We start from the raw sequence: 25,634 nt of genomic DNA, 5'->3' as shown, positions 1-25,634 counted from the left end.
TGCGCGATGCTTTTACTTCAACGATTACACTGTTATTTTGGTTATCGCCAAAATTCGCAATCCGGATGTGTGGCGAGCTATTGAATGTGACAATCTGACGATTCCCATTAAATTCTGACAGCGCGCGTTCACGCCATTTTCCCTGGGCGTCTTTGCTCAAAGAATAGGCCCCTGAGACGGCGGCCTGATCGACCGCATACTGCAGTTCCCGCTTCCACAAGAACCATTGGGCCACATCAACCGCAAGCCCGGTCGCACCGACAAGACCCGACATGCTGAGCGCGGTCAGCAGCAAAGTTCCGCCGCGCTGATTATGTAGAATTTTGGTCGGCGCTGCAGCCTTGGTCTTACGGATCCAGGCGTTTTTGCATCTCGCGAACATGGGCGCCTCCCTACCTAAGCGTGGGAAGCTACGCGGATCAGGTTAAGAAATTATTCACATCCAGCAATCGATCTCAGGTCGGTCTGCTGCCATAGGTTGGTGGGCGGGAGTACCGGATATTTTAGAATTTTTGGGCGGCGGCCCCGTCTTTCGATGGAGGGCAGAAGGAGACTTGCCCCTTCTCCCACCAGTATATGAGCCGTTTTCCTCCGGTCGGTCTTTCTCACTGAATTAATCGGACCGCTTCCCGACGCTCAGATTGCAATCTCCATAGAACTCTAACATTGGTCGCGCCGCGAGCCCGAGGCCGACGATGTTATAACTCGGCTGGCGTCGGGCGACGGGTTGTCGTTAGCGAAGTTGAGGATTCCCATCAACGACCCGTGAAGGGTCGCATGGATTTCGCCACGCTTCGCACCGGGATGCTGCACGATCCTGCCGATGAGCGAGCGAATGTCGCTCGAAGCATCGAGCCGCGTTTCCGGGTCCGCAAGTGACTCGGTCAGGCGTTCGACCTTGCGCTTGTAGATTGCGGCGATGCCGGGATAAATGTCTGGAACATCCTGCGAAGCCTCGGCAAGACGTGCCGTGATTTCGGCTTTCCATCGGTCGAGGGCCGGGTCGAACAGCGCGGCTTCGCGAAGGGCGCGCCCTCTGCGGGCCGCCACGGCACCGCGGTCGCCTCGCTGCTCGTCGGGAGCGGGTCGGTGCAGGGCGCGGCGCCTGGCCCGCGCCTCCTCGCCGCCGATGTCTATGGCACCGACCCCGCCGGCGGCAATGTCACCGCGATCGCCCGCGCTTGGCTGGCTTGTCCAGGGCGACTTCGCGGTGACGACCATCGGTCTCGTCGGCCCCGACAACAAGCTTCTCGCGCTCGCGCGGGCACAGGCCTGCGAGATGCTGATCGTCGCGGCGGTCGGCAACGATGGCCCCGCCGCGCCACCCGCCTATCCCGCCTGCTACCGCGGCGTGCTCGCCGTGACCGGGGTCGACGCAAGAACCGCGCCTTGTCTAAGGCGGGCCGCGCGCTCCATGTCGATTTCGCGGCGCCAGGCGACGGCGTGCTCGCCGCGACGGGTCTGGCCAGCACCGACCGGCTGCGCGGCACCTCCTTCGCTGCGCCGCTCGTCACAGGGCGCGTCGCGCTCCGCTATCCCGTGCCCGCGATCGATCAGATCGATCCGGCAGTCGCCGGTCTCGTCCTCGAGGCCCGCGATCCGTGCAAGCCGGGGCGCGACAAAATCGACGGGCACGGCCTGATTTGCAGTGCCTGCGGCGGCCGCAGACCGCCCTTTCCAGAGTTTTTCGGAAGAAAAGCCGCACTACCATCGTTCTCCCGGCAAGCCCGCCCTTTCGGGCCTGATTGCAGGAGAAGATAAATGGCACATCGCATTTTCATCCCGGCCCTCGCGCTTGCCGCCTCGGCGCTGACGCTTTCCGCTCCAGTCTCGGCGCAGTTGCTCGGCGGCAGCGGCGGGCTGACCGGCGGCCTTGGCGGCACGTTGGGCGGCACGCTCGGCAATCCCACAGGCCCGATCGGCGGTACGATTGGCAGCGCGGGCGAACTCGCGGGCTCGCGCCGCGGCGAAGCGAAGGTCGATCGCCGTTCGGGCCGCGTCCAGAGCAAGGGTAACGCCGACGCGCGAGGCAGCGGTTCGGTCGATGGCGGCAGTGATCTGCTGGGCCCCACGATCGGCGGCAACGCGAACGGATCGGGTAGCGCTTCGGGCAGCGGCAGCCTTGACGTCCAAACCGTCGGCACCGACTTCGTCGGGCAGACCGCGCGCGGCGCGGTTGGAACGGCACATGAAACTGCCGCCACGGTCACGGGCGCCGCAAGCGGTGCAGCCGGGACTGCCCGCGACCGCGCCGGCGGCGCGCTCCCCAACGTCTCGGGCAACGGCGTCGGTTCGGGCGCGGGCAGCTTTCCGGGCGGGCTCGGTCGGCTCGCGGCTACAGGAAGTGCCGCAGCGAGCGGCAACGGCATGTTTGCGGTCGCACCCGGCATGCCCGTCACCGATCCGCGCGGCAAGATCATCGGCTATGTCCAGGATATCCGTCAAACTGGCCGCGGCGTCGTCCAGGCGGTGACCGTGGAGGTCGGCGACCGCGTTGCGACGCTTCCCGCGGCCAGCTTCAACGGCGCGGGTAATGTGCTGGTCAGCGGCATGACCAAAGGCGATCTCAAGGATGTTGCCAAGCAGCAGGAAAGCGCGCCCAGCCAGCCGACGCCCGGCCTGTTGAGTTCGCTGGGCGGCGCTGGCTCGGGAAGCGGCGCCTTCCAGGGCAGCCTTGGCCAGCTGGCCGCCGCCGGCAGCGGCGCTGCGAGCGGCAACGGCATGTTCGCTGTCGCATCCGGCATGCCGATCACCGATCCGCGCGGCAAGGTCATCGGCTATGTCCAAGATATCCGCCAGACCGGCCGCGGCGTCGTCCAGGCGGTGACGGTCGAAGTCGGCGACCGCGTTGCCACGCTCCCCGCCGCGAGCTTTACCGGTTCGGGCAATGTGCTCGTCAGCGGCTTGACCAAGGGCGATCTCAAGGATTTCGCCAAGCAGCAAGAGAGAGCCGATTCGGGCGGGCAGCCGGCGTCGGCCGGTTCCGCAACCCAGCCCACCACGGACGAGGCCGTACCCGCTTCGTCGCAGCCAGCGCAGCGAAACACAACGAATGCGCCAAGCACAAAGGGCGGCATGCGCGACCGCGCGGAACGGAGCAACGTGCGCAACAACTGATTTGCCACGCCAGGGCCTTTGGGGGTCGCTCACGAATTCCCCCAACGGCCACTCGTGGGAAGGGAGTGGATCTCGCAGCGGTCCGCTCCCGATCCATGGGCGACGGGCAATTTTGGCGCTCCCCCGGTAAAGCTTTCCCAAGAAATGGATGCGATGGAGCTCCCATGGCATCGGTAACGAATCGTCCGATTCGCATGTGCGTTCGGTTGCTGCTGACGCTGATCGGCGCTGCCGCGCTTTGCGGTGCGGTACCGGCCGGCGCGACCGCGCTGCGCATCAATGAATCAATGTGTCATGCGGTGAGCGATTTCGATGTCAGTGACGGCGAGGTTGAGACCCTTCGCTTCGCCTGCGTCGGAAGCCCAACCTATTATCAGCAACGCAGCCTGTGGCTCCGAACCGATTTGCGTCAATTGGGGATCGCACGCGGCAGCGTGGCGCTGATGGTTCATAATTCGCGTTTCGACCGACTCGCCGTCGCCTTTGCCTATGCCGACGGGGAAGTGCGCTGGCAGCAGGTGCACCAAGGCGACTATGGGCTGCATTGGCGCACCGGCGGACAGATTGTATTTGAGGCGCCTGAGCGTCCTGCGCCGCTCATAGCGGTGACGATGCGCTTCGACCGCCTCGCTAGCCACGAGTTGGTGCGCGCGCACCTTCTCGCTAGGGAACAAAGCAGCATGCAGTCGGCGGGTATGGCGGCCGCCGTCGGCGCGGCGCTCACCCTTTTGCTCGTCAGCGGCATCTATGGTCTATCGCTCGCCATCGCGGTACGCCGCCAATATCTCGCTTGGCAGGCGGCATGGGCAGTGGCGATGCTCTTATGGGGCGGCCTATGGTCGCAAGCTCATCTTGGCCTGTTTCCATCGCTGGCAGGCACGGTTTCGGCGCAGATATGCACCTTCCTCGCCTGCCTTGCTATTGCGCTGGCTACCGCAAGCGCGGTGACAGCGCTCGATCGCAGCGGGGTTTCGCGGCGATGGAGAATGCTCACGCTGGGTCTCGGCCTTTGCATCGGATTAGCCGGCATTCCGCTCGCGTTGATTCGCAGCGGCGATATTGGACGCTGGGCCGACCTGCTGGGGCTGGTCATTCTCGGCGACCTCGCGGCGGTCGCGATCTGCCTGGTTTGGGGCTGGCGACACGGCTCGGCCGAGGCGCGCGACTTCGCCGCTGCTTGGGGGCTACCGATGGCGGTACTCGCCTTCATCAATCTGGTCGATGTGGAAGATGGCTTCTGGGGCGGCGGGTCGAAACTTGTCGTTCTGGTTGCCGCTACCTGGCAGGCACTCTGGCTTGTCGCCGCGGCGACACGTAGGGTTGCACATCTGCGCATAGAACGCGATCAAGCCCGCGTCGCCGAGGCGCAAGCGCAAGAGCTAGCGCGACGCGATCCTCTGACTGGCCTCCCCAACCGTCGCGGTTTCATCGAAAGCGTGACGCCGTTGCTCAATCGAGCGCAGTCGAATCAACTGCCAGCCGCGCTATTTGTCATCGATATTGACCGTTTCAAATCGATCAATGACGTTTATGGCCATGACGCCGGGGATGTCGTTCTGTGCCGGATCGCACGTCGGATCGCGCGGTGGGAAGGACCTATCTGTACGGTGGCCCGCCTCGGCGGCGAGGAATTCGGTCTTCTCGCGATCGGAATGGAAGGGATCGCGCTCGATCGTTTCGCAGAAAACATCCGCCGCGAAATTGCGGCCTGCGACCATAGTGAAATTCTCGGCGAACGGGTCGTCACCGCCAGCGTCGGTGTAGCGGAAGTACGGCCTGCCTGCGATTTCCAGCGGTTGTACAAGATCGCCGACGATGCGCTCTATGAGGCGAAACACGCCGGTCGCAATCAGGTCGTGCTGCAACGCCATGCGGGCGCAGGTCCGGCGCCGGATGTCCCCGACCGGCAATCCAAATTTTCGCGCCCACGTCGGCCCGTAGATATTTAGCAGACGCGCTACCGCGGCGGCGCCGACAAGCTTTATATGCGGTCTCGATTGGCCAAACCTGGCTAGCGGCCCATTGATTATTCCGCTGCCTGATCCGGCGCCATGGGCTTGGCTGCCAGCTTGCTTGCCTCTCCAGCAGCGAGGGGCGGACTGAGAAGGAAGCCCTGTCCGCTCGCACATTTGAGCTTGCGCAGCAGGAATAGTTGCTCCTCGGATTCGATATGCTCGGCGACACAGGGTGTCCCCAAGGCCAAGCAGAGCTGCAAAACGCCTTCGAGAAGACGCCGGCTGGCCACTGAATCCACAATGGGGGAGATCAAGGACCCATCGAGTTTTATGGTGTCGAAGCGGATCTCGCGCAGATAGGCAATGGATGCAAAACCCGCCCCGAAATCATCGAGAATGATGCGGATGCCTTCAGCCTTGAGCACCGCGAGGTTGGATCGCGCTGTTTCGAAATCGATCAGCAAGGCCGTTTCGGTGACCTCGACGCTTAATCGGGCGGGAGAGAGTCCGGCTTCGGCGAGTTTCCCGATCAACTCCCTGGCCGAAGAAGGCGAGCAAAGCTGGACCGCGCTCAGGTTGACCGACAGGCGGACACTCTTCGGCCAGTCGCGCGCGGCGTGCATCGCCTTGATCAGCAAACTGTCGTTGATCGGCTCGATCAGATTGAGCTGCTCGGCGATCGGGACAAAATCCGCCGGCGAGACATCGCCCAGCGTGTCATGCTTCCACCGCGCAAGCGCCTCGAAAGCGAGCAGGCGCATGGTCGCTAGCTCGTAGACCGGCTGGAACACCAAGCCGATTTCGTCGACTGCTCGGGGGGCCTTCAGCGCATTCGCGATGTCCGAGCGGCGCTTGCGCGCCGCTTCGAGCGCCGGATGAAATACCGAAACTTCGCCGCGGCCGCGTTGTTTCGCCGCGTGCAAGGCGGTATCGGCCTGAATCAGGCCAACCTGGAACGCGTCACCCCCTGTCCCGAGCAGGGCGATACCACAAGCTGCGGTCACGCGAAACTCGCGGTCCTGTTCGACGAAAGGTGGCCGCAGGATCTCCGTTATCGCGTTCCCCAATTGCTGCGCAGTGTCTACATCGGCGCAGCGGACGAGGAACGCGAATTCGTCGCCTCCGATGCGAGCGACCATCCCGGTGTCGCCGCGAAGTGTTTCAAGCCGCGAACCGATCTGCCGGAGCAGCTGATCACCGACCATATGGCCAAAAACGTCGTTGATGGGCTTGAAATTGTCGAGGTCGACGATCGCAACGGCGACGGCCTTGTCTTCCGGCAGGGCAGCGCATGCTTCGGCAGCCTTGAGAAAAGCTCGGCGGTTGGGAAGGCCCGTCAGATCGTCGGTGTCGGCGATGACCTGCGCGCGCGCCGCTTCCGACAGGGCACGTTGCTCGGCTTCCAGCGCTCGCCCGCGTTCCGCCTCGATGGCCGAGCGCGCGCGGATCAGCTGAACGAACCCGCGTTCGTGGGTGCCGAGCAGCCGCAGGATAAGACAGATGACGAGAATGAGGCAGAGCCCTAGGCCGACTGGCGCGGCCTCGCCGGTGAACACCAGGCGGGCGGCCAGCGGAAGGGCAAGAAAGACAAGCGGCATACGGGCTACATTGGGGAAGCTCGCGAGTCCGTAAGCGCACCCAAGCGCCGTCAGGCTCCCAAACAGGATCGCATAATTGAGTTCGGCGGGTCGGCCGGTTTCAAAGACGATGAGTCCCCAGACGCCGAAAGCCAGGCTTAGCATGGCGGCAATGAACGGCATCGGGCGCATCCGCGCCAAGATGGCTTCCGGCGCGGGAACGTGAGCCTCGCGCCTCATCCAGTACAGGAGCCGGATCAGCATGAAGGCGATCAGCAGTCCGCCCGGCCACAGTGAGGCCTGCCATTGCCGCGACGTCGCGAAGTGGAAGCCGATAAAGTTAAGGAGCGATATCGCGTAGATGAAGGGAACCTGACGCTTCAGTGCGGCATAGCGCGTCTGCAGCATGCCCCGCCCTTCGTCGGTGACGGCTTCCCCGGCGCTCATACAACGATTCCACCAGATTCGCAGGGCGGTCCACATGCGAATTCCTTCGGCCGGAAAGGTTAAGGAAGGTTTCCGCGATTTACCGTAACGACGGGAGTGCAACGTCATGTCGATTGACAACCATTGCCGAAGCCGGAGTCCGCGGCCTTGGCGTGGTGTCGGCGATACCGCCCCAGTCTAGCAAAGTTGAGCCTGTGCTTCCTGAAACTTGATGGGCGGCGAAACAGGGATCAGGAAGCTCCTTAAAGTGAACGGGAAAGGCATCGGAATTCCTGCGCCCGCCTAGAAGCCCGCGCCGATCTGCAAGCCGAGTTTCATGTCGGGCGCCCCGCGGCTTAACCCGGCTTCACCCTGAAATCCCAGTTGCAACTTGCGTCCGAGCGCTACGCCCAGGCCAAGGCCGATGCTCTGACGGTCGGCCAAATTCTGTGAGGCCGATTGTTCATAGGAATAGGACAACGCCGCGGATGTCCCCGCAGACAGCGCCGCGCGCGTTCCTGCGGTAGCTGACAGCGTATTACGCACCGTAAAATCATCGGGTTTGCCAAGGATCGAATAGCCAACCGAGGCAAATGGCGTGACCCCGTTGCCCAAGGGGTGCGCGAGCTGCGCATTGACCGCATAATCAACCTTGCCGGTGCCAAGCCCCTTGGCGCGCGAAGCCGTCGGTAATTTCAGTCCGCCGCCAAGCGAGGCTGCAAAGCCGGCCACAGGCAGATCATAGGCCGCCTGCAGGGTCGCATCGCCCAATCCCTCGCGCCGGGTCCTCACCGTCTGATTGCCGTCGTCAGCAAGCAGCGGCGTGCCGAACACCCCCCCCTGACTGACCACGACATCGACCGGCGCCGTGGTTCGCAGATAAGGAACGGCAGCGGCCAGCCGCACGCGGCCTGTGCGCGCAGCGACACCAACCGATGTCGACATCGTCTCGACCTTCGCCCCGGCTCCATAATCTCCCTGTTGGTAATCCACTCCGGCAAACACCTCAGTCGCCTGATCGTCGGGCGCCGATGGACGGGTCTCCAGTTCTTGTGCATGCGCGGCGGGCTGAAGGGCAATCGGCAGCATCGCAGCGGCAAGAAAAACGGCAGTGATCAGGCTTTTGCGCATGGGCGGACTCCACTCTAACCCGACGGTTTTCGCGGGCTCTCGGCGGGGTAACGAGTGGCGAGTGCGCTTTAATCCCGCGATATATGATTTTTTCGGGTTACTTCCAACCATGCACGCCTGGCTGTGAACGGGGGTTCGCGCGGAGCCCCTTTCTGGCGAACGCCGGGCGACTTTTCTTGTTTTGAAGCGCCGCGCGACATTCAGAAAACTGGCGCGTCCATAGACACAGTCGTCCCGGCGCGCAGTGTCGTCGTGTGTGATGAAGAGATCGAAGTTTCAGCGAGGCGCAGATTGCCTTCCGGCACCCGGATCGCCTTGCGGATCGCCTTCCGCGATACATGCAAATCCCGCGCCATCGCCTTGATCGCCTTACCACCGGCATACTCGCGCCCAATCCCAACCACTGTCTCTAAAACCAACATCCCGATCTCGCCCACTGAAAATCCAGCCGGCTCTTTGAGCCATTGAAATGAGGGGTCCCTTTTACACGCCGGTAGACCCGCTAACGGGAGCCTTAAGCACGCCGATCCACACCCATAATCTTCCACCTCGGGTTTTTACGGTATTGATGGAGGGGTTAGCTTAACGCATGACCAACTACTTGAGGTACTGAAACCAAGGAGATTCAACTCGTCAAGGTTTCGGCTGTTTTCCAGTTCGGGGGGTTTGCCAATGGCAACTGCAAATAATGTCATCCCTCTCGGTGTACCGGAACGGAAGAATCTGCCGAACCTGGAAATGAAAAGGAATACCCTGCTGGGTGAACTCGTTGTCGCGACCGGGGCCGATAGGCTGCCGCTGGACGTACTCGCCGGATTGTTGCTCACGGCCGTAGAGGCCAAGTCCCATCAGGATATCAATGCTTGGGCGTCGCGCGGCGTCGACTTCTTCGAAGGCGTATCCGAGAAGCTCCAATAGAGAAAGGCCGAACTTTGTGACTACCAAGGCATCGTCCTCTTCACTATTAGAGCAGCAGGAAGCCGAGCGACGACGCGCTGCTCGCGCATCAGTTTTTCTTCCTGCAACCATCTTTTTCGTCGAACGCGTTGTCGAAGCGCGCATCCAAAATGCCTCGGCAACAGGCCTTTTAGGCGAGGCGGATGTGGAACTCACCATCGGGCAACAAGTTCATTTTTCCTTTGAATCTCGGACTTATCATCCTGGATTGGTTCAGTGGACTACCGGCCGCCGATTCGGCCTGTCGCTCGCAAATGCCTTGGCGCATATTACCGGACAGACGAAGACCTGGCAGGAAGACAGCGAAAATTACGAGGCCCGCGCAGTTCGCGTCGCGCTCGATGTTCCAGCAAATCTTTATCTTAGCAAACCGCCGCGGCCTGCGACGGTGCGCAACATATCAGAGACTGGGATGTTGCTCGATTGCGGCCCAGACTTACGCCTTGGCCAGCAGCTGCTTGTTTCTATCAAAGGCCGCGGCTGCGTTATTGGTCGCGTGCAATGGGTGGAAGCCGGCAAAGCCGGCTTCAGATCGGAAGCCTCTCTTGCCGACAAATTGCCGGGAGGATTCCAAACTGACGGCACGAGACTTGCTTCTTCCTGAACCGCGTATTCATAGTTGTGAAACGAGGGGGCAGGGGACTTGTACACAAGCGAGCGCGTCGCAAGCGTGGTGTCTATTTGCCCGCATATATTAAGGACGACTCGCAAATTTGCGCGCCACAGCCCTGTCCCCAGGCGTACGACCGAGCAGCATTGTTGAAGCTACAGTTGTTAGTTCGTGATGCGTCGGTTTGCGGTCGCAGCGAGCGCGATCACTTCGGGGATGCTGCGCACCCCGAGCTTCATCATGGCGTTTTTTCGGTGCATTTCGACCGTTCTGGTACTCAGACCGAGCCGGTGCGCGACCACCTTGTTCGACGCGCCTTCTGCAAGAATAGAAAAGACTTGAAGCTCGCGCGGTGAAAGTACGTCGAACCGTTGACTTGCGAACTGCCGCTGTTCGGCAATCGCTTCGCCTTCGTCAAGCGTGTCGAACGCCGATGCCAAGGCCTCTTCCAGCAAATTCACCGCCAACGGCTTCTCAAGAAATTCCATTGCCCCCAGCTTTACAGCTCTAACCGCTGTAGCAACGTCTCCGTGGGCGGTGATCATGATGACTGGCCAAGTAATCATCTCGCGTCGCAGATGTTCGAGAACTTGCATTCCATCCATCTTGGCCATTCTGACGTCGAGCAAAATCGGTGCGGGTTTTAGCACGCCGATATTACTGAAGAAATCGTCAGCGCAGGCAAACGGCCAAACCTTCATGCCGAGCGTATTCAGAAAGAAATGCAACGATTGGCGAACATCTCGGTCATCGTCAATAATATGAACTTGGCGGTCCGTGAAACGATAAGCTTGCACTCCATCCGGAGGCTGAGCAGCTAGATCAGCAATCATTTGCTCGTCTCCCTTCCCATCTTTGTCAGGAACGTACCAACTTCCCTCTTACCCTCCCGCTTCCCGATCGGTGTCCATCGTCCACATGTCGAGACTGCCTAGGCCCGTGCCGTGCGTCAAGATGTGGCCGTGCGTCAAGATGTGATTATAGATCGCGCCTACAAGCTGTAACGGTGAATCGCGTGATACATTCAAAGCGCGCAAGTTAACGGAAGGTTGCAGTCGAACCCCTTAGAATTGCGATCTATCGCAAGGCAGTTGCCTACCTAAAAGAGAATACCTGTCGAACACTCGATTTGCGCGCACGCTTTGGATTGCTCCGATAATTTCAAGATCACCGTTCATTTATTGGGGGGATCGGCAGCGATCCGAGTGACACCGTGATCGTCCGCGCCCTCATCGTATTGGGAAAAAGTCTCGGCATAAAGACCGTGACCGAAGGCTTTGAAACGATCACACATTCGCGATTTGTGCGTCAGCACGGTTGCGATTTTGGTCAAGGATTTTTTATGGTCGCGCTGTACCGGCGCGCCAAGTTCCGCAGCTAATCAGAAATCATGCCCTGATCGAGAAATTTCGTTGGCACGGAGGGGGTAAAACGCATGGAACCATCAACACTAATGACCACTTTTTACGTCAGCCAGAGTCAGATACCTCCGGCCGACGCAGACTCTGCCGTCCATGACATTGTTGCGAAATCAATCTCCAGAAATCGCGTAAGCCAGATCACGGGCGCGCTAATGTTCACGGGCGAGCATTTCGTCCAAGTTCTCGAAGGAAAAGCTGCAGAGGTCGATACGGTGATGGCCTCTATTCTCGCCGATCCCCGCCACGATCACATCGTCGTCATGGCGAGGGAAAAAATTTCCGAAAGGCTCTTTAGCGATTGGGACCTAGCCTATTCCGGTCCGTCCCGGTTCGTCATCCGAAATCTGGCGCGGTTGCGGCGCGCCAGTTCTGTGGCTGACCGTCGGCAGGAAACCCGTTGGCTGCGTGATTTGCTCCTTGAGTTTGTGCGCCATAACGGCTCAGAATGAAACTTGCGCATTTTCAGATCTTCGGGATCTTTCCGGATCGTTTGTCGGATAGGGGCATCGGTGATTTTGGGATCGTAAAATGGAAGGCAGATCCGGTTGAACTGGTTTCTTGCAGCCAAATACGTCCGCGATGGCTTTCAACGATCGTTCGGCAAATCGATAGACCAAGACCCATTCCACCTTCCTTGGTAGTTTCGGACCAATTGAAGATATGGTTTGCCGCCTCGACCGACACACCTGATCCTGTATCGCGTACAATAATCTCGACTTCCCTACCTGCGGCCACCGCTTCCAGCGAAATTTCCTTTACCTGGGCGTCGCGGACGGCGTCGCAAGCGTTATGCAGTAAATTGACGACAACTTGCTGAATCTGGACCGGGTCAGCATAGATTTCGAGGCCATCGGGGATATCGATCTTCGCCGTAATATCGCGTGACATCCCACTCCGCACCAAATTCAGAGATTCCTCAAGCGTCGTCTTCAGATCAAATGTTACACGGCTAGATTCACGCCGACTTGCAAGGTTGCGGAGCCCCCGGATGATGTTGCCGGCACGTTGAGAGGTGACATTGATGGCGCGCACGGCCTCAAGAAGAAGTGCCGCCTTCTCATCTGCAGGGTCGATCAACCGCAGACAGGCTGCTGAATAATTTGCGATCGCACTCAACGGCTGGTTCAGTTCGTGGGCAAGTGTCGCTGCCATTGTTCCCATCGCATTCACTCGCGACGAATGGCGTAGCTCCGCTTGTAGCAATTCCACCTTCGCCTCGGCCATCCGCCGCTCAGTGACATCATATCCCTCGCAGAAAATCCCGACGATCTGGCGGTTTTCGTTGCGGATGGGATGATAGATGAAATCCGCATAGCGCCGCACTTTCTGACCGCTCTCACGGTCGGGAAGATCAAAGGGGACGCTTTCGCCGCGATAAGGCTCGCCTGTTTGGAACACCCGATCCAGAACAGCGACGAAACCTTGAGCCGCGATGTCGGGCATCGCTTCCGCAACTGTCAGTCCTTCCAGTTTGTCGCAGCCGACGAATTTTTTATAGGACTCGTTGGCGAAGCTGAAGCGATGCTCTGGACCTTCGCCGTAGGCGATGAAGCCGGGGGTTTTTTCATAGATGGCCCGAGCTTCGCTGGGAATATTCAACAGGCGCTCAAAGCCCTCGTCGAGAAGGTAGAAGGACAGGCAAGTTTGCAAATGCTCGTTTTTTTCGCTGCAAACGGACGTCGCGAGCACACTCACAAAAAACGCCGAACCATTGTGGCGATGACACGGCATCTCCCATACCGCTGGCGGACCAGCCCGCATGATTTTCCCAATTTTTGTCAGTGTTGCAGGATCGGTAAGTGCTCCCAATACTGCGGCGATTGGTCGACCCAGAACGTCAGCATGTGTCAGTCCCGTCAGCGACAGAAAACTTTGGTTGGCAAAAATAACGGAATCGATCTGGGCGCTGTCTTTTACGAATATTACCGGAATGCGCGCAGGTTCCGCCGCAACCACAAAAGGTGGCACGCTTTTTGGGATGTGGGAGGCTACCGAATTCTCCTGTTTGCCCAAATTCGTCCTCCCCGATCCACTTAAACATTATAGATTCTTCGCTCTCAGCCGGCAAGTTCGCCAACTTCTCGTGATTGTAGTCGGCGGTGCGCGATCTAATGTCGGGATGTCTGGCTTCCAGGCGGACACCGCTGTACCGTATTTCTACTGTTTTAACCCTTATCACCCCTTAACGGCGGCCGGGTCATAAGGCTTAGCAGAAGGTTGGTCCCTTCCAAGACGGCGGATCGTCCCCACACGGTCCGCCGTCAATCATTGCAGGCAGGATCGGTGATCTGCATCAAGCTCTAAATGGCCGTTCACATGATCATTCTGTCGGCCAAGTGAACTGATGGGGTGGATGCCCCCTTCGACGGCATCGTGAAGCGAAACGTAGCTCCGCCCGCCGCGTTGTTTTGGGCCGTTAGCTTTCCCGAATGTGCTTCGATGATTGTTCGCCCGATCGAGAGGCCAATGCCGGTCCCATCGGCTTTGGTCGTTACAAATGCGTCGAAGATCGTCGGAAGTATATCGGCCGGGATTCCACCACCTGAGTCGCAAATTGAAACTTCTGCAAATCCATTCTTTTCCGTCGCAGCAATGGTAATTTCTTCCCGCTCGGATCCCACCATCGCTTCGCAGGCGTTACGGATAAGATTGATCACAACCTGCTGGATCTGAATGGGGTCGCCAATCCCATGCAAATCTTCTGGCACGTCGTAGAATAGCTTGAGATCGGTGGAGCCCCCTGCCAGCGCTATCCGGCAGGCCTCCCGAACCGCACTGGCCAGATCGAATAAGGTCGGCTCTCGTTGCTGGATGGCCGACAAATTTCGGGCATCGCGCAAAATGCTTGCAGCTCTGGACGTGCACTTTCCAATTTCTTCAATGATTTCTACGGTTGCTTTGCGATCGACAGAATCCGCCTTCACGACATTTTGCAATGCCGCCGCGTAAACAGTAATCGCCGCAAGCGGCTGGTTCAACTCGTGAGCCAGGGTGGATCGCATGGCATCAATCGCGCTGACGCGTGACTGGTGAATCAACTCCGACTGCAATGCTGCGACCCGAAGCTGCGCCTCTTTTTCAGCGGTGATATCTTGCTTCGTGCCATAAATCCGTACCGCGCGCCCATTCTCCTGCTCGACGTCACCGGTAATTCTGATCCAGCGCAAATTGCCCCGCGCTGTATGGATAGCCACGTCGACGGTGAAAGTTGAGCAGCTCGCGATAGCTTTTGCGCGCCGTTTCTCCATCTCACGGCGCGAATGCGGCTCGTAGACGGCCAGCGTCTCGGCACGGCGGAGCAGAGATTGCCTCGGTAGGTCGAAGAGGTCGTACACCGTGTCGGTCCAGGTCAGGGCCTCCGTGGCCAGGTCGCACTCCCAAACTCCAATCCTACCCAGACGGGAGGCGCGCTCGTACATTTTCTTGTAATATCCGCTCGGCTGACTATCCCCACTCTCGGGGACCACTGACCAATCCACAGAAGCATTTTCATCCGGCATTGGTTCTGCGATATCAGGCTGGAACGGTGAAGGAAATCGAACAATGGTCAACTTGCAAATTTCTATGGGTGCGGATTGCCCAAACTAGTCAGGCCCCTATCCCCTGCAATCGGACCGGCTTTCCTGACCTTGGTGCGGGCACTCGGACTCGGCCCGGAAGATGCACCGGTGCTCGCCTCAACCTGGTAGAGTGCGAGCAACGCGGCGGGGCGCCGCGCGGTCAATGTCGCGAGCGACAAGACTCTGCTGCCTCCAAACTCCTACGGCGGCGCAGTGCGGCGCAAACCAGCCAATATTCTGATCGGCAAGAGGGCTCAGATGACGAGTTCCAGCGAGTTATAACATCCGTGTTCCCGCGAAGGCCGGGATGCCGGATGGCAGGGCAGTGGAGAATTAGGATCGCCATTGCGAGCGCAGCTAAGCAATCCAGAGTTGCGTAACCCGCTCTGGGTTGCTTCGCTGCGCTCGCGATGACGAACGGAGGGGGCATTGGGGACCGCGCAACGCCATCACGGCATGGACTGGCTGCGGATCGGAGCCTTCGCGCTGCTGATCCTCTATCATGTAGGCATGTATTTCGTGCCGTGGGGCTGGCATGTCAAAATCGCGCAGCCGCTTGAGTGGGTGACGATCCCGATGCTGGCGACGAACGGCTGGCGACTGGCTTTGCTGTTCCTCGTGTCGGGCTATGCGAGCGCGGCGTTGTTCGCCAAGCTTGGCGGTAGCGGCGCGTTCGCGCAGTCGCGCAGTGCGCGGTTGCTGGTCCCGCTGCTTTTTGGGGCTGTGTTTATCATTCCGCCGCAGCCGTGGATCGACCTGGCGGGGCAGCACGGCTATCCGCACGGTTTCCTGCATTTCTGGCTACACGATTATTTCGGTTTTCAGTTTATCGACGGCATTGCGCTGCCGACCTGGCAGCATCTGTGGTTTGTCGTGTACCTGTGGGTTTACACGATGCTTGCGGCGCTGGTGATCGCCGTCATCCCCGCGACGGCGCGCGCGCAGGTTGCCAACGGGGCAGAGCGGCTGCTGCGCGGATGGGGTTTGCTCGTCGTCCCGATGCTGCTTTGGATCGCCATTTACGTGGCCTTCCCCGAGCATGACGAGACGCATGCGCTGTTCGACGACGGACCGTCGCATCTTCACTATCTTGTCGCATTCACGATCGGCTGGCTGCTGCGCGTGCGGCCTATGTTGTTCGAGGCGGTGACGCGGTGCTGGAAAATTGCCGCGGTGCTGGCGGTGCTCGCCTTCGCGCCCATCGCTTGGGTCGAAGGGACCTGGCCCGGCGACATCCGCGCGCCCGACTGGGCGATCCTGATCTATCATCTGGCGCGGCAAGTGCAGGGGTGGGCGACGATCATTGCGCTGATCGGCGTCGCCGACGTCTATTGGAACCGCGACCATCCGCGGCGCGCGATGCTCGCCGAGGCGGTGTTTCCCTTTTACATCATCCACCAGACGATTATCGTCATTGTCGGCTGGTACCTGCTCCGGGCCAATATTACCGCGCTACCATCCTTCCTCATCCTGCTAGCGTCGACGGTGACAGGATGCTGGCTTTTCTATTGGATCGGGCGCAGCATCGGGTGGCTGCGACCGCTGATCGGATTGCAGCGCCAATAGGGGGACACATCATGGGTGCATTGAAGGGCGTTCTCGCAATTGTCGGAGTCGCGATGATATTGGTCGGCGGGCTGTGGGCGTTGCAGGGACTCGACATCGTGCGCTGGCCGGCGAGCAGCTTCATGCTGGGAGACACCACCTGGACGCGCAACGGCGTGGTGCTCGCGGTGGTCGGCATCTTTCTGGTGTGGTTTGCGCGCAAACGCTGATTTCGGCTATCGACCACAAATGTAGTTGAACTGTATTGCTGATGTGATACACTCGGTCCAACCGGAGTTGGATTGGAGACAATGATGATTCGCGCTTCCCTTATTTTGCCTGCGCTGCTGCTCACCGCCGGAACGATAGCCGCGCCGATGATGGCGTCGTCGCCGGCGTTGGCGGCGGACGACGTGAGCGCCGAAAAGGTCGCTGAAACCTATGCGGCGCTGCTCCAGAGCGACTATGTCTATCCCGAAACCGGCGAGCGTTACGCGGCCGCACTGCGCGCGGGAATTGCGGCGGGACGCTATGTCAGCCTGACCGGCGAAGCCTTGGGGCAGGCGATCGATCGGGATGTGAATGCGGTGTCGCCCGACGGACATTTGCGGTTGCGCGTGCCGGAAACGGCCGCGGCCAATGGCGCCGTAGCAGGCGGGGCAGCATCGACGCCACGCCCGCCGAAGGTGCCGGTCGAGCAGGCAGGGTGGATCGCGCCGGGGATTGCGTTCGTGCGCTTCAACGTCTTTCCGATGGATGCGGACGTGACTGCGCAGGCCGCGAAGTTCATGGCCGATCACGCCGATGCGAAGGCGATCATCTTTGACATCCGCACCCACAATGGCGGCGGGCTCGACCAGATGGATGTCATCTTTCCGTGGCTGTTCGACCAGGAAACGCGGCTGGTGACGATGGCGACGCGCGCGTCGGTCGATGCGCGTGGGGGTTCGCCGATTGCCGGGCTGCCGTCGATGCGGCGGGCCGAGGGCGACGCTGGCATGGTGACGCGCGAGCATTGGGCGACGCCGAACACCGACGTGCGGCTGCGCGACGCGAAAGTCTATGTGCTGACGTCGGGCGCCAGCGCATCGGCGGCCGAACATTTTGCACTGGCAATGAAACATACGCGCCGCGGGACGCTGGTCGGCGCGCCGACCGCAGGCGCCAATCATTTTGGCCGCGGCGAGGAGCTGGGCGGGGGTTATCGCGCCTTCATCCCGGTCGGGCGAACCTTTGATCCGGTTACCGGCAAGGATTGGGAGCGTAACGGGGTGCAGCCCGATATCACCGTCACGCCCGCCGAGGCGCTCGTGCGTGTGCTTACCGACCTAGGCGTGGCGCCGGGCGAAGCCAAACGGCTGTCCGACGCGCATATGCCAAGCTGGCCGATGGAACGGCGGCGGCCACGCCCGGGCCGCTAGGGCAATTTCCGACAAGCGGAAACGGTGGACGCTAACCGCCGCAATCCCCTATTTGCCAAGCGCGAAGCTCGTCGAAGACAGGAATTTCCAGCCGGTGGTGGTGCGCACCAGCGTTTCGACGATCGCTTCCTTGCCCCAGTCGGGTTTGTCGGTCCCGCGCTGGCTGACGATGGTCAGTGCGTAAGTGACCACCGCAGTATCGCCGCTGAGCGAGATCGACTGCGGGCTCAGCTCATATTGGATGACCTTGCCCTGGGTATTCTGGAACTTGGTCCAGCGCACCGCCGAATCCTTGCCGCGCGGCGCGGCGAATTCGGACGACCATACGACCATCTGTGGGTCGGCATAGTTGGCGGGCCATTTGCCATTCTGCGCGACGTCGTCGACCCAGCTTTGCTGGACGACTTTCCACGCCTCGGTCTGTTCCGCCGACCAGGTCGGCATCTGGGCGCTGGCAAGCGGCGCCATCGCTATCACGAAAAGGGCCGCTGAAGCGGCATACAACTTGCTGTGCATGGTCTTTCCCCTGTTGTCGTCGGCCTCCGTTGAGGAGGAACGACTCGCTCGCAAACATGCGAGCCCGGTGCGGCCCAGGATCAGGAGAGCATGATTGGGGCGATGTAGCAAATGGCGCGCAGGCGGGACTGAAATTGCTGTCCTTTTTGTAGATCAGGCAGCGGCCAGTTCGGTCAGCGCGTCGCCATCGACGCGCATGACCGTCCATTCGTCCATCAGCTTTGCGCCGAGGTTTTGATAGAATCCGATCGCGGGGGTGTTCCAGTCGAGCACGCTCCATTCCAGCCGCGCGCAGTCGCGTGTCACGGACAGCTGAGCCAGATGCGCGAGCATCGCCTTGCCGAGCCCGGATCCGCGCGCCTCTGGACGGACGAAAAGATCTTCGAGATAGACGCCGGGGCGTCCTTCGAAGGTCGAGAAATTGTGGAAGAAGAGCGCGAAGCCCTGCGGCTCGCCGTCGAGTTCGCCGATTACCACCTCGGCATAAGGGCGCGGACCAAACAGCTTCTCGCCAAGCGTGGCTTCGTCGAAACGGACTTCGTGCGCCAGCTTTTCATAGACGGCGAGGTCGCGGATGAACTGCGCGATCAGCGGCAGGTCGGCGGGGGCGGCGGGGCGGATCGAGATGGCCATCGCGGCGCTGTGTCGCGGTCCGTCCGCGCTGTCAAACCTCGAGCTTGTGGAGCGCGCAGCTGGTGGCGAAGCCAAGGCCGCGCTTGAGCGCCGGATAGGCGGTGACGGTGGCGGCGGTCAGCGCCATTTCGAAGCGGACGGTGCGCCCGTAGAGCATCTCGATCTGGGCGCCATGCGCGTCGGCGGCGGGGTCGTGGCTGCCCACCGCGGCGCCAAAGGCAAAGGCTTCGGACGGGTCGGCGGGCGGGTCGCTGGCGAGCAGGCGATTGACGATGGCGCGCGCAACGCCATCGCCGAGCGCGCCCCTGGCGGCGATCAGCGCGCAGGGGCCGCAATCGGCGGCGAGCGTCGCGCCGATCCGCGCGGCGTGGAAGGCTTCGGCGGGCGCGGCTTGGCGGTGCGCGGTGACGGGCATGAAATGCTGGAATTTTTCGGCGGCGTGGCCCGGTGCGGCGACGAGGTCGGGCAGATAGGGGCTGTTGCCGCCGGTCGCTTTGTCCGCGGCCTGCGCGAACAGGCGCGCGGGGATGCCCGCGGGGGCGAGCCGCTGGCGCGCGAACAGGATGGTCAGCGCCACGATGACGAGCAAGGGGTGGCCGAGCACCCCCGGCGCGTCGGCCCAGAAGGTCGCGGGGCCGCAGATGCCCGCGATCACTTCATAGATATGTAGCAAGCCGTGGAGCGTCAGCCAGAGGCCGCCTACGACCGCGGCGCGCCAGCGCAGAATCGGATGCCCCGCGGCGTAAAGCAGGATCAGTCCCGAGCCGACATATGCCAGCCCGATGTCGCGGATGAAATGCGCGTTCGGCGGGCCGGTGGTGATGACGGTCGGGATGAAGACATACCAGGCGAGCGGGTCGACCAGCATGAAGCCGCCATTGGCGATCGCGCCGACCGCGGCGGCCAGCAGCAGCAGCTGGACGAGCCGGTCCAGCGCATCGAATTTGCCCAGCATTGCGGCTTCCCCTCGCTTGGTGTCGCGCGGTATTTAGGCGGCAGTGGCGACGGTGTAAAAAGCTAAGATGTACCAGTCGCGAGCGCCTATTTCCCCTTGATCCCCGCGGCTTCCTCCAATTCGACCAGTGCATCCTCCAGATAGTCGATCAGGCGCTGGACATGTGGGACGCTGCGGCGGCAGGCGGTGATGCCGAAATCGATATTCTTGTTGTTGCTGACCTGGGTGATGTTCATCGCCATGCCGTCGACCGGAATGCTGGCGGGATACATGCCGTCGAGCCGCGCGCCGTTCCAGTACAGCTGCTCGCGCGGCCCGGGCACGTTCGAGATGGTCACGCTATACGCCGGGAATTTGTCGGCGGTGCGCGTCAGCGCGGTCAGCATCTGCGGCATTTGGGTGATCGCGGTATAGATCTGGATCTGCTGCGCGGTCATTTCGCGCAGCTGGGCCTTGGCCGCGTTCATCGACGCTTGGATCGTCGCCATGCGCGTCGCGGGATCGTCGATATGGGTTGCGAGGTTGGCGGTGACCGCCGCGACCGAGTTGGCGGCGTCGATGTCATCCTTTGGCCGGATCGACACCGGCGCCATGGCTTTGAGCGGTTTGTCGGGCAACTCGTTCAGCGATTGCAGATATTTGCGCATCGCCCCCGAACACATGCCGAGCACCGCGTCGTTGATCGTCCCGTCATACGCCTTGCCCATCGCCCGCACGCGTTCGAGCGACCAGCTTTGCGCGACGAAGCGCCGCGCGCCGGTGATGTTGCGATTGAAGCTGGTGCGCGGCACCGACCATGGCGTCGTCAGATCGCTGCCGCCCATGCCGAACATCGCGGCGGCATATTGGTTGAGCGCTTTGGTTACCCCGACGCTGTTACCCCATTGCTCCTTCAGAAAGCCGCCGATGGCTTTCAGGTCGGTGAGGCTGGGGGTTGGCGGTTTTTTAGGCGCCGGGAATTTGCGCTTATACGCCTCATAGGCTTCGACCGACATTGGCGAATAGCTGCGCTTCTCCTTGGGATCGGCGCTGAGCATTGCGTTGGTGAAGTGCATCGATGATGCGCCGTCCATCAGCGCATGGTGGATCTTGAAATAGGTCGCGATCTGGCGATCGGGCAGGCCGGAGATCAGGGTGATTTCCCACATTGGCCGGGTGCGGTCGAGCAGGGTGCCGTGCAGGCGCGAGACGAGCTCGAACATCTCGCGATAGCGCCCGGGCTTGGGCAGCGCGGCGCTGCGGACATGATAGTGCATGTCGATATCGCGGTCGGGTTCAAGACGGATCGGGCCATATTGGCCGAGCGGGGTGAGTTTCAGCACCTCGCTGAACGGGCGGCGCAGTCCGGCGGACTGGCGCAGGTTGGCGAGCTGCTCGTTCAGCCACTCGGTCTCGTCGATCTTGTCGGGCAGGGTGTAGAGATTGACCCCGCCGACATGCATCGGCGTCTCGCGCGTTTCCGCGACGAGAAACATCGCGTCGGTCACCGGCATCAGGCGCATGGCGCGCTCCCCCTCATTCTGTTCTGCCGCGCAGCATGAGAGGGGGGCCGGGACGAGTCAAGCAGCGCCCCGGCCCCCGCACAGCGGTCAGGATGTGGTCGGCAAGGGGATATAGACACTGGCGCCCGGCCCCAGCGGCAGGTCGAGTGCGACCCAGCCCATCAGCAGCACAATCCCGCTGACTAGCAGCCCGATCGAATAGGGCAGCATCGTTGCGGCGAGGCTGCCCAGACCGAAATCGGGTTGCCAGCGCTGGCAGAAAATCAGGATCAGCGGGAAATAGACCATCAGCGGGGTGATGATGTTGGTAGCTCCGTCGCCGACGCGGTACGCCGCGGTGGTCATTTCGGCGCTGATGCCGAGCAGCATCAGCATCGGCACCAGCACCGGCGCGAGCAACGCCCATTTGGCACTTGCCGAGCCGATGAACAGGTTGAGCGCGGCGGTGAGCAAGACGATGGCGGCCAGCAGGACCGGCGCGGGCATGTTGGCGGCGCGCAAGCCGTCGGCGCCATGCACGGCGAGGATCAGTCCCAGGTTCGACCAGGCGAACATCGCGACAAAATGCGCCGCGGCAAAGGCGAGGACGAGATAATAGGCCATGTCGCCCATCGACTCGCTCATCATCTTGACCAGGTCGCGGTGGTTGCTGATCACTCCCGTTGCCCGGCCATAGGCCCAGCCCGCAAGCAGGAAGAGCAGGAAGAAAGCGGCAACCAGCGATCGGTAAAAGGGCGACAGCCGCGCTTCGGGCGGGCCGGCCTCGTCGATCAGCGGGGTGCCGGGTCCAAGTGTGAAGAACGCCCACAGGCCGATCACGAACAATATGGCGAGCCCGGCGTGGCGCAGTCCCTTGCGCTCGGCATCGGTCAGCGCCCGGTCGCGTTCGCCGACGTCGCCTGTCCCTGCGGTTCCCGCGGGAACATAGGTGCCGAGCCGCGGCTCGATGATACGGTCGGTTACGTACCAGATGACTGGCAGGAAGATGAACAGCATCGCCGCGATGAAATACCAGTTGCCCGCGATATTAGGCTGCCAGGGGCCGAAAACCGTTTCGACCGCTGCCTGGGTGATGCCGAACAGCAACGCGTCGAGCTGGCCGGGCAAAAGATTCGCCGAAAACCCGCCCGACACGCCCGCAAACGATGCCGCGATGCCCGCGACGGGATGGCGCCCCGCGGCGTGATAAATGACCGCGGCGAGCGGGATCAGCACGACATAGGCGGCGTCGGCGGCCAGATTGCCCATCATTGCGACAAAGGCGACCATCGGGGTCAGCAGCGTCGGCGACGCGCCGCGCACGCTGGCGCGCATCGCGGTACCGAACAGGCCGGTGCGTTCAGCGACGCCCGCACCGAGCATGACCACGAGTACGTAACCCAGTGGGTGGAAGTGGGTAAAGGTCGTCGGCATGTCGACCCATAGCCGCGCGATATTTTCGGGGCTGAGCAGGCTGGTCGCCGCGATCACCTTTTGCCGGCCGGTTTCGGGGTCGGTCTCGGTGGGATGTAGCGCCGACCAGCCGACTGCCGAGGCGATCACCGATATGATGATGAGAATTCCGACCAACCAGAGGAACAGCACCACCGGGTCGGGCAGCCGGTTGCCCACGCGTTCAATCCAGCCCAGAAACCCTTTTTGCGGAACGGCGGCCACGGCGGCGTTGTCAGTCATCCAGCATCCCTCTTCGATACTCTTGTTGTTCTTTCCGGCCCGAGTATAGCCGGTCCATGGCCAAGCTCTACTTCTATTATGCCAGCATGAACGCAGGCAAATCGACCACGCTGCTGCAGGCGGATTTCAACTATCGCGAGCGCGGCATGGAAACAATGCTGTGGACCGCGGCGCTCGACGATCGTTATGGCGCTGGGCAGGTGACGAGCCGCATCGGCCTGATCGCCCAGGCGCATAAATTTGATCCCGAGAGCGATTTGTGGGCCGCGGTCAGTACGGAGAATGCGGAACGTCCGCTCGCTTGTGTTCTGGTTGACGAGGCGCAGTTTCTGACGCGGGCGCAGGTGCTGGAGCTCGCGCGGCTGGCGGATGAAAGTAGCATTCCGGTGCTGTGTTATGGCCTGCGCACCGATTTTTCGGCGGAGCTGTTCCCCGGATCGGCGGCGCTGCTCGGCATCGCAGATGCGCTCGTCGAGTTGAAAGCCGTGTGCGAATGCGGGCGCAAGGCGACGATGAACCTGCGGGTCGATGAGAATGGCCGCGCGGTGGTCGAGGGGGCGCAGACCGAGATCGGCGGCAACGACCGCTACGTTGCAATGTGCCGCCGACATTTTATGACCAAGCGGCGCGAGGCTGCCGAAGCGTTGCGGATGCCCTCCTGACCCCTGAGCAGCGCTGAATTGCCGACCAGAATTCTTGTGGTTTTCGCGAAAGGATTTTCATGCGTAACATGCTGCTGCCGACTGCCGCTGCCCTGCTGGCCGCCGCGCCGGTCCAGGTCGCGTCGCAGCCAAAGCCCGAAGCGGTGCTCAAGACCAAGGCCTATGTATCGGCAGTCCAGATCCTCGATCGCGACCATGACCGGATGGTCGACGAAATCATCAAGCTGACCGAAATCCCGGCGCCGCCGTTCAAGGAAGCAGCGCGCGCGGCGGCCTATCGCGACATGTTGATAGATGCCGGGCTGGCGGACGTCGAAATCGACGCGGAGGGCAATGCGATGGGCATTTATCGGGGCACCGGCCCCGTCGGCGGCCCAGCGGTGATGATCGCCGCGCACCTTGACACGGTTTTCCCAGAAGGCACTCCGATAAAGGTTCGCCGCGAAGGCACGCGTCTCCACGCTCCCGGCGTCGGCGACGACACCCGCAGCCTTGCGGTACTGCTCGCCTATGCGCGCGCGATGAAGGAAAGCGGGATCAAGGTGAAACAGGACATCATCTTCGTCGGCAATGTCGGCGAAGAAGGCCCGGGCGATTTGCGCGGTGTCCGCTACCTGCTGACCAAGGGAAAATATAAGGACCGGGTGAAGACCTTTGTCTCGATGGACGGGAGCGACCCGTCGCGCATCGTCACCGGCGGCGTCGGGTCGAAGCGCTATCGCGTCACCTTTAAGGGGCCGGGCGGGCACAGCTTCAGCGCGTTCGGGCTCGTCAATCCGATGGCGGCGATGAGCCAGACGATCGCCGATTTCTACAAGATCCCGGTCCCGGCGAAGCCCAAGACGACCTATGCGGCCAGCGTTACCGGCGGCGGCACATCGGTCAATTCGATCCCGAACGAGGTTTTCATCGAATTTGACATGCGGTCCGAAGATCCGAGCGAGCTTGCCAAGCTGGAGCAGGCCTTCCTCGCGGTTGTCAAAAAGGGCGTCGAAACCGAAAATGCGGCGCGCTCGGTCAAGGAAGGCGCGATCACCGCCGACATCAAACCGATCGGCGACCGACCGGCGGGCGAAACGGCGGCGACTCAACCTATCGTCCGCTATGCCCATGCGATCATCAGCGCGCTCGGGCTTTCCCCGCGGTCCGCTTCCTCATCGACCGATGCCAATTTGCCGATGAGCCTTGGCGTTCCGGCGGTGACGATCGGGTCAGGCGGGGAGGGCGGACGCGCGCATGCGCTCGACGAATGGATCGACGTGGAAAAGACCAAAAGCCTTCATGGCGCCTCGGTCGGGCTGGGCATCCTGCTGGCGACCGCGGGCGTCAAATGATGCGCGATCGCCTGTATGTTGAGCTGGACGACGGCGATTTGCGACTCGTCAAGCTGACCGAAGCGCACCGCGAGGCGCTGCGCACGGTTTGCGCTGCCGACGCCGACATCTGGGCGATCTATTCATCGAGCTTTGGTCCCGGTCATTTCGACCAGAGTTTTGACGCGCTGATCGGTGGCGAAGGCCGGATGGCCTACGCGATCTTCGATGGCGACCGGCTTGTGGGGATGACCGCCTGGCTCCGCCCCGACTGGTCGGCGCAGACGGTCGAGATCGGCAACAGCTATATTCACCCCGACTTGCGCGGGACGGGGTTTAACCGGCGACTGAAACGGCTGATGATCGAGCACGCTTTTGCGGTTGGCATTCGCCGCATCGAGTTTCGTATCGACGAACGCAACGCGCGCAGTCAGGCCGCCGTGGCGAAGCTTGGCTGCAACAAAGAGGCGACATTGCGGTCCGAGCGCATCACCTGGACTGGCCATGTCCGCGACACCACGCTGTGGTCGCTGCTGGCGGGTGAGTGGCAAAGATAATTCTCCCTGTAACGAAGTCATGGGGAGGGGAATCGTTTGCGCACCGAATGGCGGAGGGGCCACGACGGCAGCGCCAAAGCCCCTCCGTCAGCGCTTCGCGCT

At 61.5% G+C, this 25,634-nt stretch carries 26 protein-coding genes; 13 read left to right on the top strand and 13 right to left on the bottom strand.

Annotated features, from left to right (window positions below; translation table 11 throughout):
* Together CDQ92_RS06515 and CDQ92_RS06510 are read right to left on the bottom strand one after the other, a co-directional pair.
* Nucleotides 1-382 (bottom strand): pilus assembly protein TadG-related protein (locus CDQ92_RS06515; RefSeq protein ID WP_169714534.1); only part of this gene is annotated, 382 nt, incomplete at its 3' end.
* Nucleotides 383-660: 278 nt separating this feature from the next.
* Nucleotides 661-1,221: a hypothetical protein gene (locus CDQ92_RS06510; protein WP_158213773.1), complete on the bottom strand. Its 561-nt coding sequence runs from the start codon at nt 1,219-1,221 to the stop codon at nt 661-663.
* Here CDQ92_RS06510 and CDQ92_RS21585 point away from each other — a divergent pair.
* The 3 genes from CDQ92_RS21585 to CDQ92_RS06495 all read left to right on the top strand — a co-directional run bounded on the left by CDQ92_RS21585 (nt 1,130) and on the right by CDQ92_RS06495 (nt 5,066).
* A complete protein-coding gene (locus CDQ92_RS21585) occupies nt 1,130-1,642 on the top strand; it encodes a S8 family serine peptidase (RefSeq protein ID WP_419722526.1) in 513 nt (170 codons plus the stop codon). The genes CDQ92_RS06510 and CDQ92_RS21585 overlap by 92 nt on opposite strands.
* A gap of 119 nt (nt 1,643-1,761) precedes the next feature.
* Complete coding sequence (locus CDQ92_RS06500; RefSeq protein ID WP_088440474.1) at nt 1,762-3,117, top strand: hypothetical protein; 1,356 nt, start codon at nt 1,762-1,764, stop codon at nt 3,115-3,117.
* A 164-nt stretch (nt 3,118-3,281) separates the two neighbouring features.
* The gene (locus CDQ92_RS06495; RefSeq protein WP_088440473.1) at nt 3,282-5,066 is read left to right on the top strand and encodes a sensor domain-containing diguanylate cyclase; all 1,785 of its coding nucleotides are present in this window, start codon (nt 3,282-3,284) and stop codon (nt 5,064-5,066) included.
* 77 nt (nt 5,067-5,143) lie between these two features.
* Here CDQ92_RS06495 and CDQ92_RS06490 read toward each other — a convergent pair whose 3' ends face one another.
* The 3 genes from CDQ92_RS06490 to CDQ92_RS06480 all read right to left on the bottom strand — a co-directional run bounded on the left by CDQ92_RS06490 (nt 5,144) and on the right by CDQ92_RS06480 (nt 8,643).
* Nucleotides 5,144-7,132, bottom strand: coding sequence for a putative bifunctional diguanylate cyclase/phosphodiesterase (locus CDQ92_RS06490; RefSeq protein ID WP_158213771.1), 1,989 nt, complete (start codon nt 7,130-7,132; stop codon nt 5,144-5,146).
* 246 nt (nt 7,133-7,378) lie between these two features.
* Nucleotides 7,379-8,206, bottom strand: a complete 828-nt coding sequence (locus CDQ92_RS06485) for a transporter (protein ID WP_229667247.1) — start codon at nt 8,204-8,206, stop codon at nt 7,379-7,381.
* A 200-nt stretch (nt 8,207-8,406) separates the two neighbouring features.
* On the bottom strand, nt 8,407-8,643 hold the full coding sequence (locus tag CDQ92_RS06480) for a hypothetical protein (protein WP_088440471.1): 237 nt from the start codon (nt 8,641-8,643) through the stop codon (nt 8,407-8,409).
* A gap of 235 nt (nt 8,644-8,878) precedes the next feature.
* Between CDQ92_RS06480 and CDQ92_RS06475 the strand changes: the two genes are divergently transcribed.
* Nucleotides 8,879-9,124, top strand: a complete 246-nt coding sequence (locus CDQ92_RS06475) for a conjugal transfer protein TraD (RefSeq protein ID WP_088440470.1) — start codon at nt 8,879-8,881, stop codon at nt 9,122-9,124.
* A gap of 16 nt (nt 9,125-9,140) precedes the next feature.
* Nucleotides 9,141-9,767, top strand: a complete 627-nt coding sequence (locus CDQ92_RS06470) for a PilZ domain-containing protein (RefSeq protein WP_158213770.1) — start codon at nt 9,141-9,143, stop codon at nt 9,765-9,767.
* Between the two features lie 170 nt (nt 9,768-9,937).
* On the opposite strand, the gene CDQ92_RS06465 is transcribed toward CDQ92_RS06470, so the two are convergent.
* Entirely contained in the window at nt 9,938-10,606 is a 669-nt protein-coding gene (locus tag CDQ92_RS06465; protein WP_088440468.1) for a response regulator transcription factor, read from the bottom strand.
* Nucleotides 10,607-10,953: 347 nt separating this feature from the next.
* Between CDQ92_RS06465 and CDQ92_RS06460 the strand changes: the two genes are divergently transcribed.
* Nucleotides 10,954-11,154 carry an EAL domain-containing protein gene (locus CDQ92_RS06460; RefSeq protein ID WP_088440467.1) on the top strand — a complete coding sequence of 67 codons (201 nt, stop codon included), beginning with the start codon at nt 10,954-10,956 and terminating at the stop codon, nt 11,152-11,154.
* Between the two features lie 72 nt (nt 11,155-11,226).
* Complete coding sequence (locus tag CDQ92_RS06455) at nt 11,227-11,643, top strand: BLUF domain-containing protein (RefSeq protein WP_158213769.1); 417 nt, start codon at nt 11,227-11,229, stop codon at nt 11,641-11,643.
* Nucleotides 11,644-11,656: 13 nt separating this feature from the next.
* Here CDQ92_RS06455 and CDQ92_RS06450 read toward each other — a convergent pair whose 3' ends face one another.
* Nucleotides 11,657-13,207: a PAS domain-containing sensor histidine kinase gene (locus CDQ92_RS06450; RefSeq protein ID WP_088440465.1), complete on the bottom strand. Its 1,551-nt coding sequence runs from the start codon at nt 13,205-13,207 to the stop codon at nt 11,657-11,659.
* Nucleotides 13,208-13,506: 299 nt separating this feature from the next.
* On the bottom strand, nt 13,507-14,694 hold the full coding sequence (locus tag CDQ92_RS06445; RefSeq protein ID WP_088440464.1) for a sensor histidine kinase: 1,188 nt from the start codon (nt 14,692-14,694) through the stop codon (nt 13,507-13,509).
* Between the two features lie 489 nt (nt 14,695-15,183).
* Between CDQ92_RS06445 and CDQ92_RS06440 the strand changes: the two genes are divergently transcribed.
* The 3 genes from CDQ92_RS06440 (at nt 15,184) to CDQ92_RS06430 (ending at nt 17,720) form a co-directional block, all read left to right on the top strand.
* On the top strand, nt 15,184-16,320 hold the full coding sequence (locus tag CDQ92_RS06440) for an acyltransferase family protein (protein ID WP_308423603.1): 1,137 nt from the start codon (nt 15,184-15,186) through the stop codon (nt 16,318-16,320).
* A gap of 11 nt (nt 16,321-16,331) precedes the next feature.
* Nucleotides 16,332-16,529 (top strand): hypothetical protein, encoded by a 198-nt coding sequence (locus tag CDQ92_RS06435; protein ID WP_088440462.1) that lies wholly within the window; start codon nt 16,332-16,334, stop codon nt 16,527-16,529.
* Between the two features lie 81 nt (nt 16,530-16,610).
* A complete protein-coding gene (locus CDQ92_RS06430) occupies nt 16,611-17,720 on the top strand; it encodes a S41 family peptidase (protein WP_088440461.1) in 1,110 nt (369 codons plus the stop codon).
* 48 nt (nt 17,721-17,768) lie between these two features.
* Here CDQ92_RS06430 and CDQ92_RS06425 read toward each other — a convergent pair whose 3' ends face one another.
* The 5 genes from CDQ92_RS06425 to CDQ92_RS06405 all read right to left on the bottom strand — a co-directional run bounded on the left by CDQ92_RS06425 (nt 17,769) and on the right by CDQ92_RS06405 (nt 23,000).
* Nucleotides 17,769-18,236: a nuclear transport factor 2 family protein gene (locus CDQ92_RS06425; protein ID WP_088440460.1), complete on the bottom strand. Its 468-nt coding sequence runs from the start codon at nt 18,234-18,236 to the stop codon at nt 17,769-17,771.
* A gap of 153 nt (nt 18,237-18,389) precedes the next feature.
* The gene (locus tag CDQ92_RS06420) at nt 18,390-18,869 is read right to left on the bottom strand and encodes a GNAT family N-acetyltransferase (RefSeq protein WP_088440459.1); all 480 of its coding nucleotides are present in this window, start codon (nt 18,867-18,869) and stop codon (nt 18,390-18,392) included.
* 31 nt (nt 18,870-18,900) lie between these two features.
* Nucleotides 18,901-19,824 (bottom strand): hypothetical protein, encoded by a 924-nt coding sequence (locus CDQ92_RS06415; RefSeq protein ID WP_088440458.1) that lies wholly within the window; start codon nt 19,822-19,824, stop codon nt 18,901-18,903.
* A gap of 86 nt (nt 19,825-19,910) precedes the next feature.
* Nucleotides 19,911-21,326 (bottom strand): WS/DGAT/MGAT family O-acyltransferase, encoded by a 1,416-nt coding sequence (locus tag CDQ92_RS06410; protein ID WP_088440457.1) that lies wholly within the window; start codon nt 21,324-21,326, stop codon nt 19,911-19,913.
* Nucleotides 21,327-21,413: 87 nt separating this feature from the next.
* The gene (locus CDQ92_RS06405; protein ID WP_088440456.1) at nt 21,414-23,000 is read right to left on the bottom strand and encodes an AbgT family transporter; all 1,587 of its coding nucleotides are present in this window, start codon (nt 22,998-23,000) and stop codon (nt 21,414-21,416) included.
* A 56-nt stretch (nt 23,001-23,056) separates the two neighbouring features.
* Between CDQ92_RS06405 and CDQ92_RS06400 the strand changes: the two genes are divergently transcribed.
* The 3 genes from CDQ92_RS06400 to CDQ92_RS06390 are packed head-to-tail and all read left to right on the top strand — an operon-like array spanning nt 23,057 to nt 25,532.
* Nucleotides 23,057-23,662, top strand: coding sequence for a thymidine kinase (locus tag CDQ92_RS06400; protein WP_088440455.1), 606 nt, complete (start codon nt 23,057-23,059; stop codon nt 23,660-23,662).
* Between the two features lie 59 nt (nt 23,663-23,721).
* Nucleotides 23,722-24,996, top strand: a complete 1,275-nt coding sequence (locus tag CDQ92_RS06395) for a M20/M25/M40 family metallo-hydrolase (protein ID WP_162291065.1) — start codon at nt 23,722-23,724, stop codon at nt 24,994-24,996.
* Nucleotides 24,996-25,532 (top strand): GNAT family N-acetyltransferase, encoded by a 537-nt coding sequence (locus CDQ92_RS06390; RefSeq protein ID WP_088440629.1) that lies wholly within the window; start codon nt 24,996-24,998, stop codon nt 25,530-25,532. The genes CDQ92_RS06395 and CDQ92_RS06390 overlap by 1 nt, the downstream gene beginning before the upstream one ends.
* Nucleotides 25,533-25,634: the final 102 nt, after the last annotated feature.

Origin of the sequence: Sphingopyxis bauzanensis (assembly GCF_002205675.1) — a bacterium.
In the GTDB taxonomy this organism is placed as follows: domain Bacteria; phylum Pseudomonadota; class Alphaproteobacteria; order Sphingomonadales; family Sphingomonadaceae; genus Sphingopyxis; species Sphingopyxis bauzanensis.
This window is presented reverse-complemented; position numbering and strand designations above follow the sequence as displayed.

Coding starts and splice junctions, on each gene's coding strand:
- CDQ92_RS21585 (WP_419722526.1), top strand. CDS start 1,130: ATGTCTATGGCACCGACCCCGCCGGCGGCAATGTCACCGCGATCGCCC.
- CDQ92_RS06510 (WP_158213773.1), bottom strand. CDS start 1,221: ATGGTCGTCACCGCGAAGTCGCCCTGGACAAGCCAGCCAAGCGCGGGC.
- CDQ92_RS06500 (WP_088440474.1), top strand. CDS start 1,762: ATGGCACATCGCATTTTCATCCCGGCCCTCGCGCTTGCCGCCTCGGCG.
- CDQ92_RS06495 (WP_088440473.1), top strand. CDS start 3,282: ATGGCATCGGTAACGAATCGTCCGATTCGCATGTGCGTTCGGTTGCTG.
- CDQ92_RS06490 (WP_158213771.1), bottom strand. CDS start 7,132: ATGTGGACCGCCCTGCGAATCTGGTGGAATCGTTGTATGAGCGCCGGG.
- CDQ92_RS06485 (WP_229667247.1), bottom strand. CDS start 8,206: ATGCGCAAAAGCCTGATCACTGCCGTTTTTCTTGCCGCTGCGATGCTG.
- CDQ92_RS06475 (WP_088440470.1), top strand. CDS start 8,879: ATGGCAACTGCAAATAATGTCATCCCTCTCGGTGTACCGGAACGGAAG.
- CDQ92_RS06465 (WP_088440468.1), bottom strand. CDS start 10,606: ATGATTGCTGATCTAGCTGCTCAGCCTCCGGATGGAGTGCAAGCTTAT.
- CDQ92_RS06455 (WP_158213769.1), top strand. CDS start 11,227: ATGACCACTTTTTACGTCAGCCAGAGTCAGATACCTCCGGCCGACGCA.
- CDQ92_RS06445 (WP_088440464.1), bottom strand. CDS start 14,694: ATGCCGGATGAAAATGCTTCTGTGGATTGGTCAGTGGTCCCCGAGAGT.
- CDQ92_RS06435 (WP_088440462.1), top strand. CDS start 16,332: ATGGGTGCATTGAAGGGCGTTCTCGCAATTGTCGGAGTCGCGATGATA.
- CDQ92_RS06430 (WP_088440461.1), top strand. CDS start 16,611: ATGATGATTCGCGCTTCCCTTATTTTGCCTGCGCTGCTGCTCACCGCC.
- CDQ92_RS06425 (WP_088440460.1), bottom strand. CDS start 18,236: ATGCACAGCAAGTTGTATGCCGCTTCAGCGGCCCTTTTCGTGATAGCG.
- CDQ92_RS06420 (WP_088440459.1), bottom strand. CDS start 18,869: ATGGCCATCTCGATCCGCCCCGCCGCCCCCGCCGACCTGCCGCTGATC.
- CDQ92_RS06415 (WP_088440458.1), bottom strand. CDS start 19,824: ATGCTGGGCAAATTCGATGCGCTGGACCGGCTCGTCCAGCTGCTGCTG.
- CDQ92_RS06410 (WP_088440457.1), bottom strand. CDS start 21,326: ATGCGCCTGATGCCGGTGACCGACGCGATGTTTCTCGTCGCGGAAACG.
- CDQ92_RS06405 (WP_088440456.1), bottom strand. CDS start 23,000: ATGACTGACAACGCCGCCGTGGCCGCCGTTCCGCAAAAAGGGTTTCTG.
- CDQ92_RS06400 (WP_088440455.1), top strand. CDS start 23,057: ATGGCCAAGCTCTACTTCTATTATGCCAGCATGAACGCAGGCAAATCG.
- CDQ92_RS06395 (WP_162291065.1), top strand. CDS start 23,722: ATGCGTAACATGCTGCTGCCGACTGCCGCTGCCCTGCTGGCCGCCGCG.
- CDQ92_RS06390 (WP_088440629.1), top strand. CDS start 24,996: ATGCGCGATCGCCTGTATGTTGAGCTGGACGACGGCGATTTGCGACTC.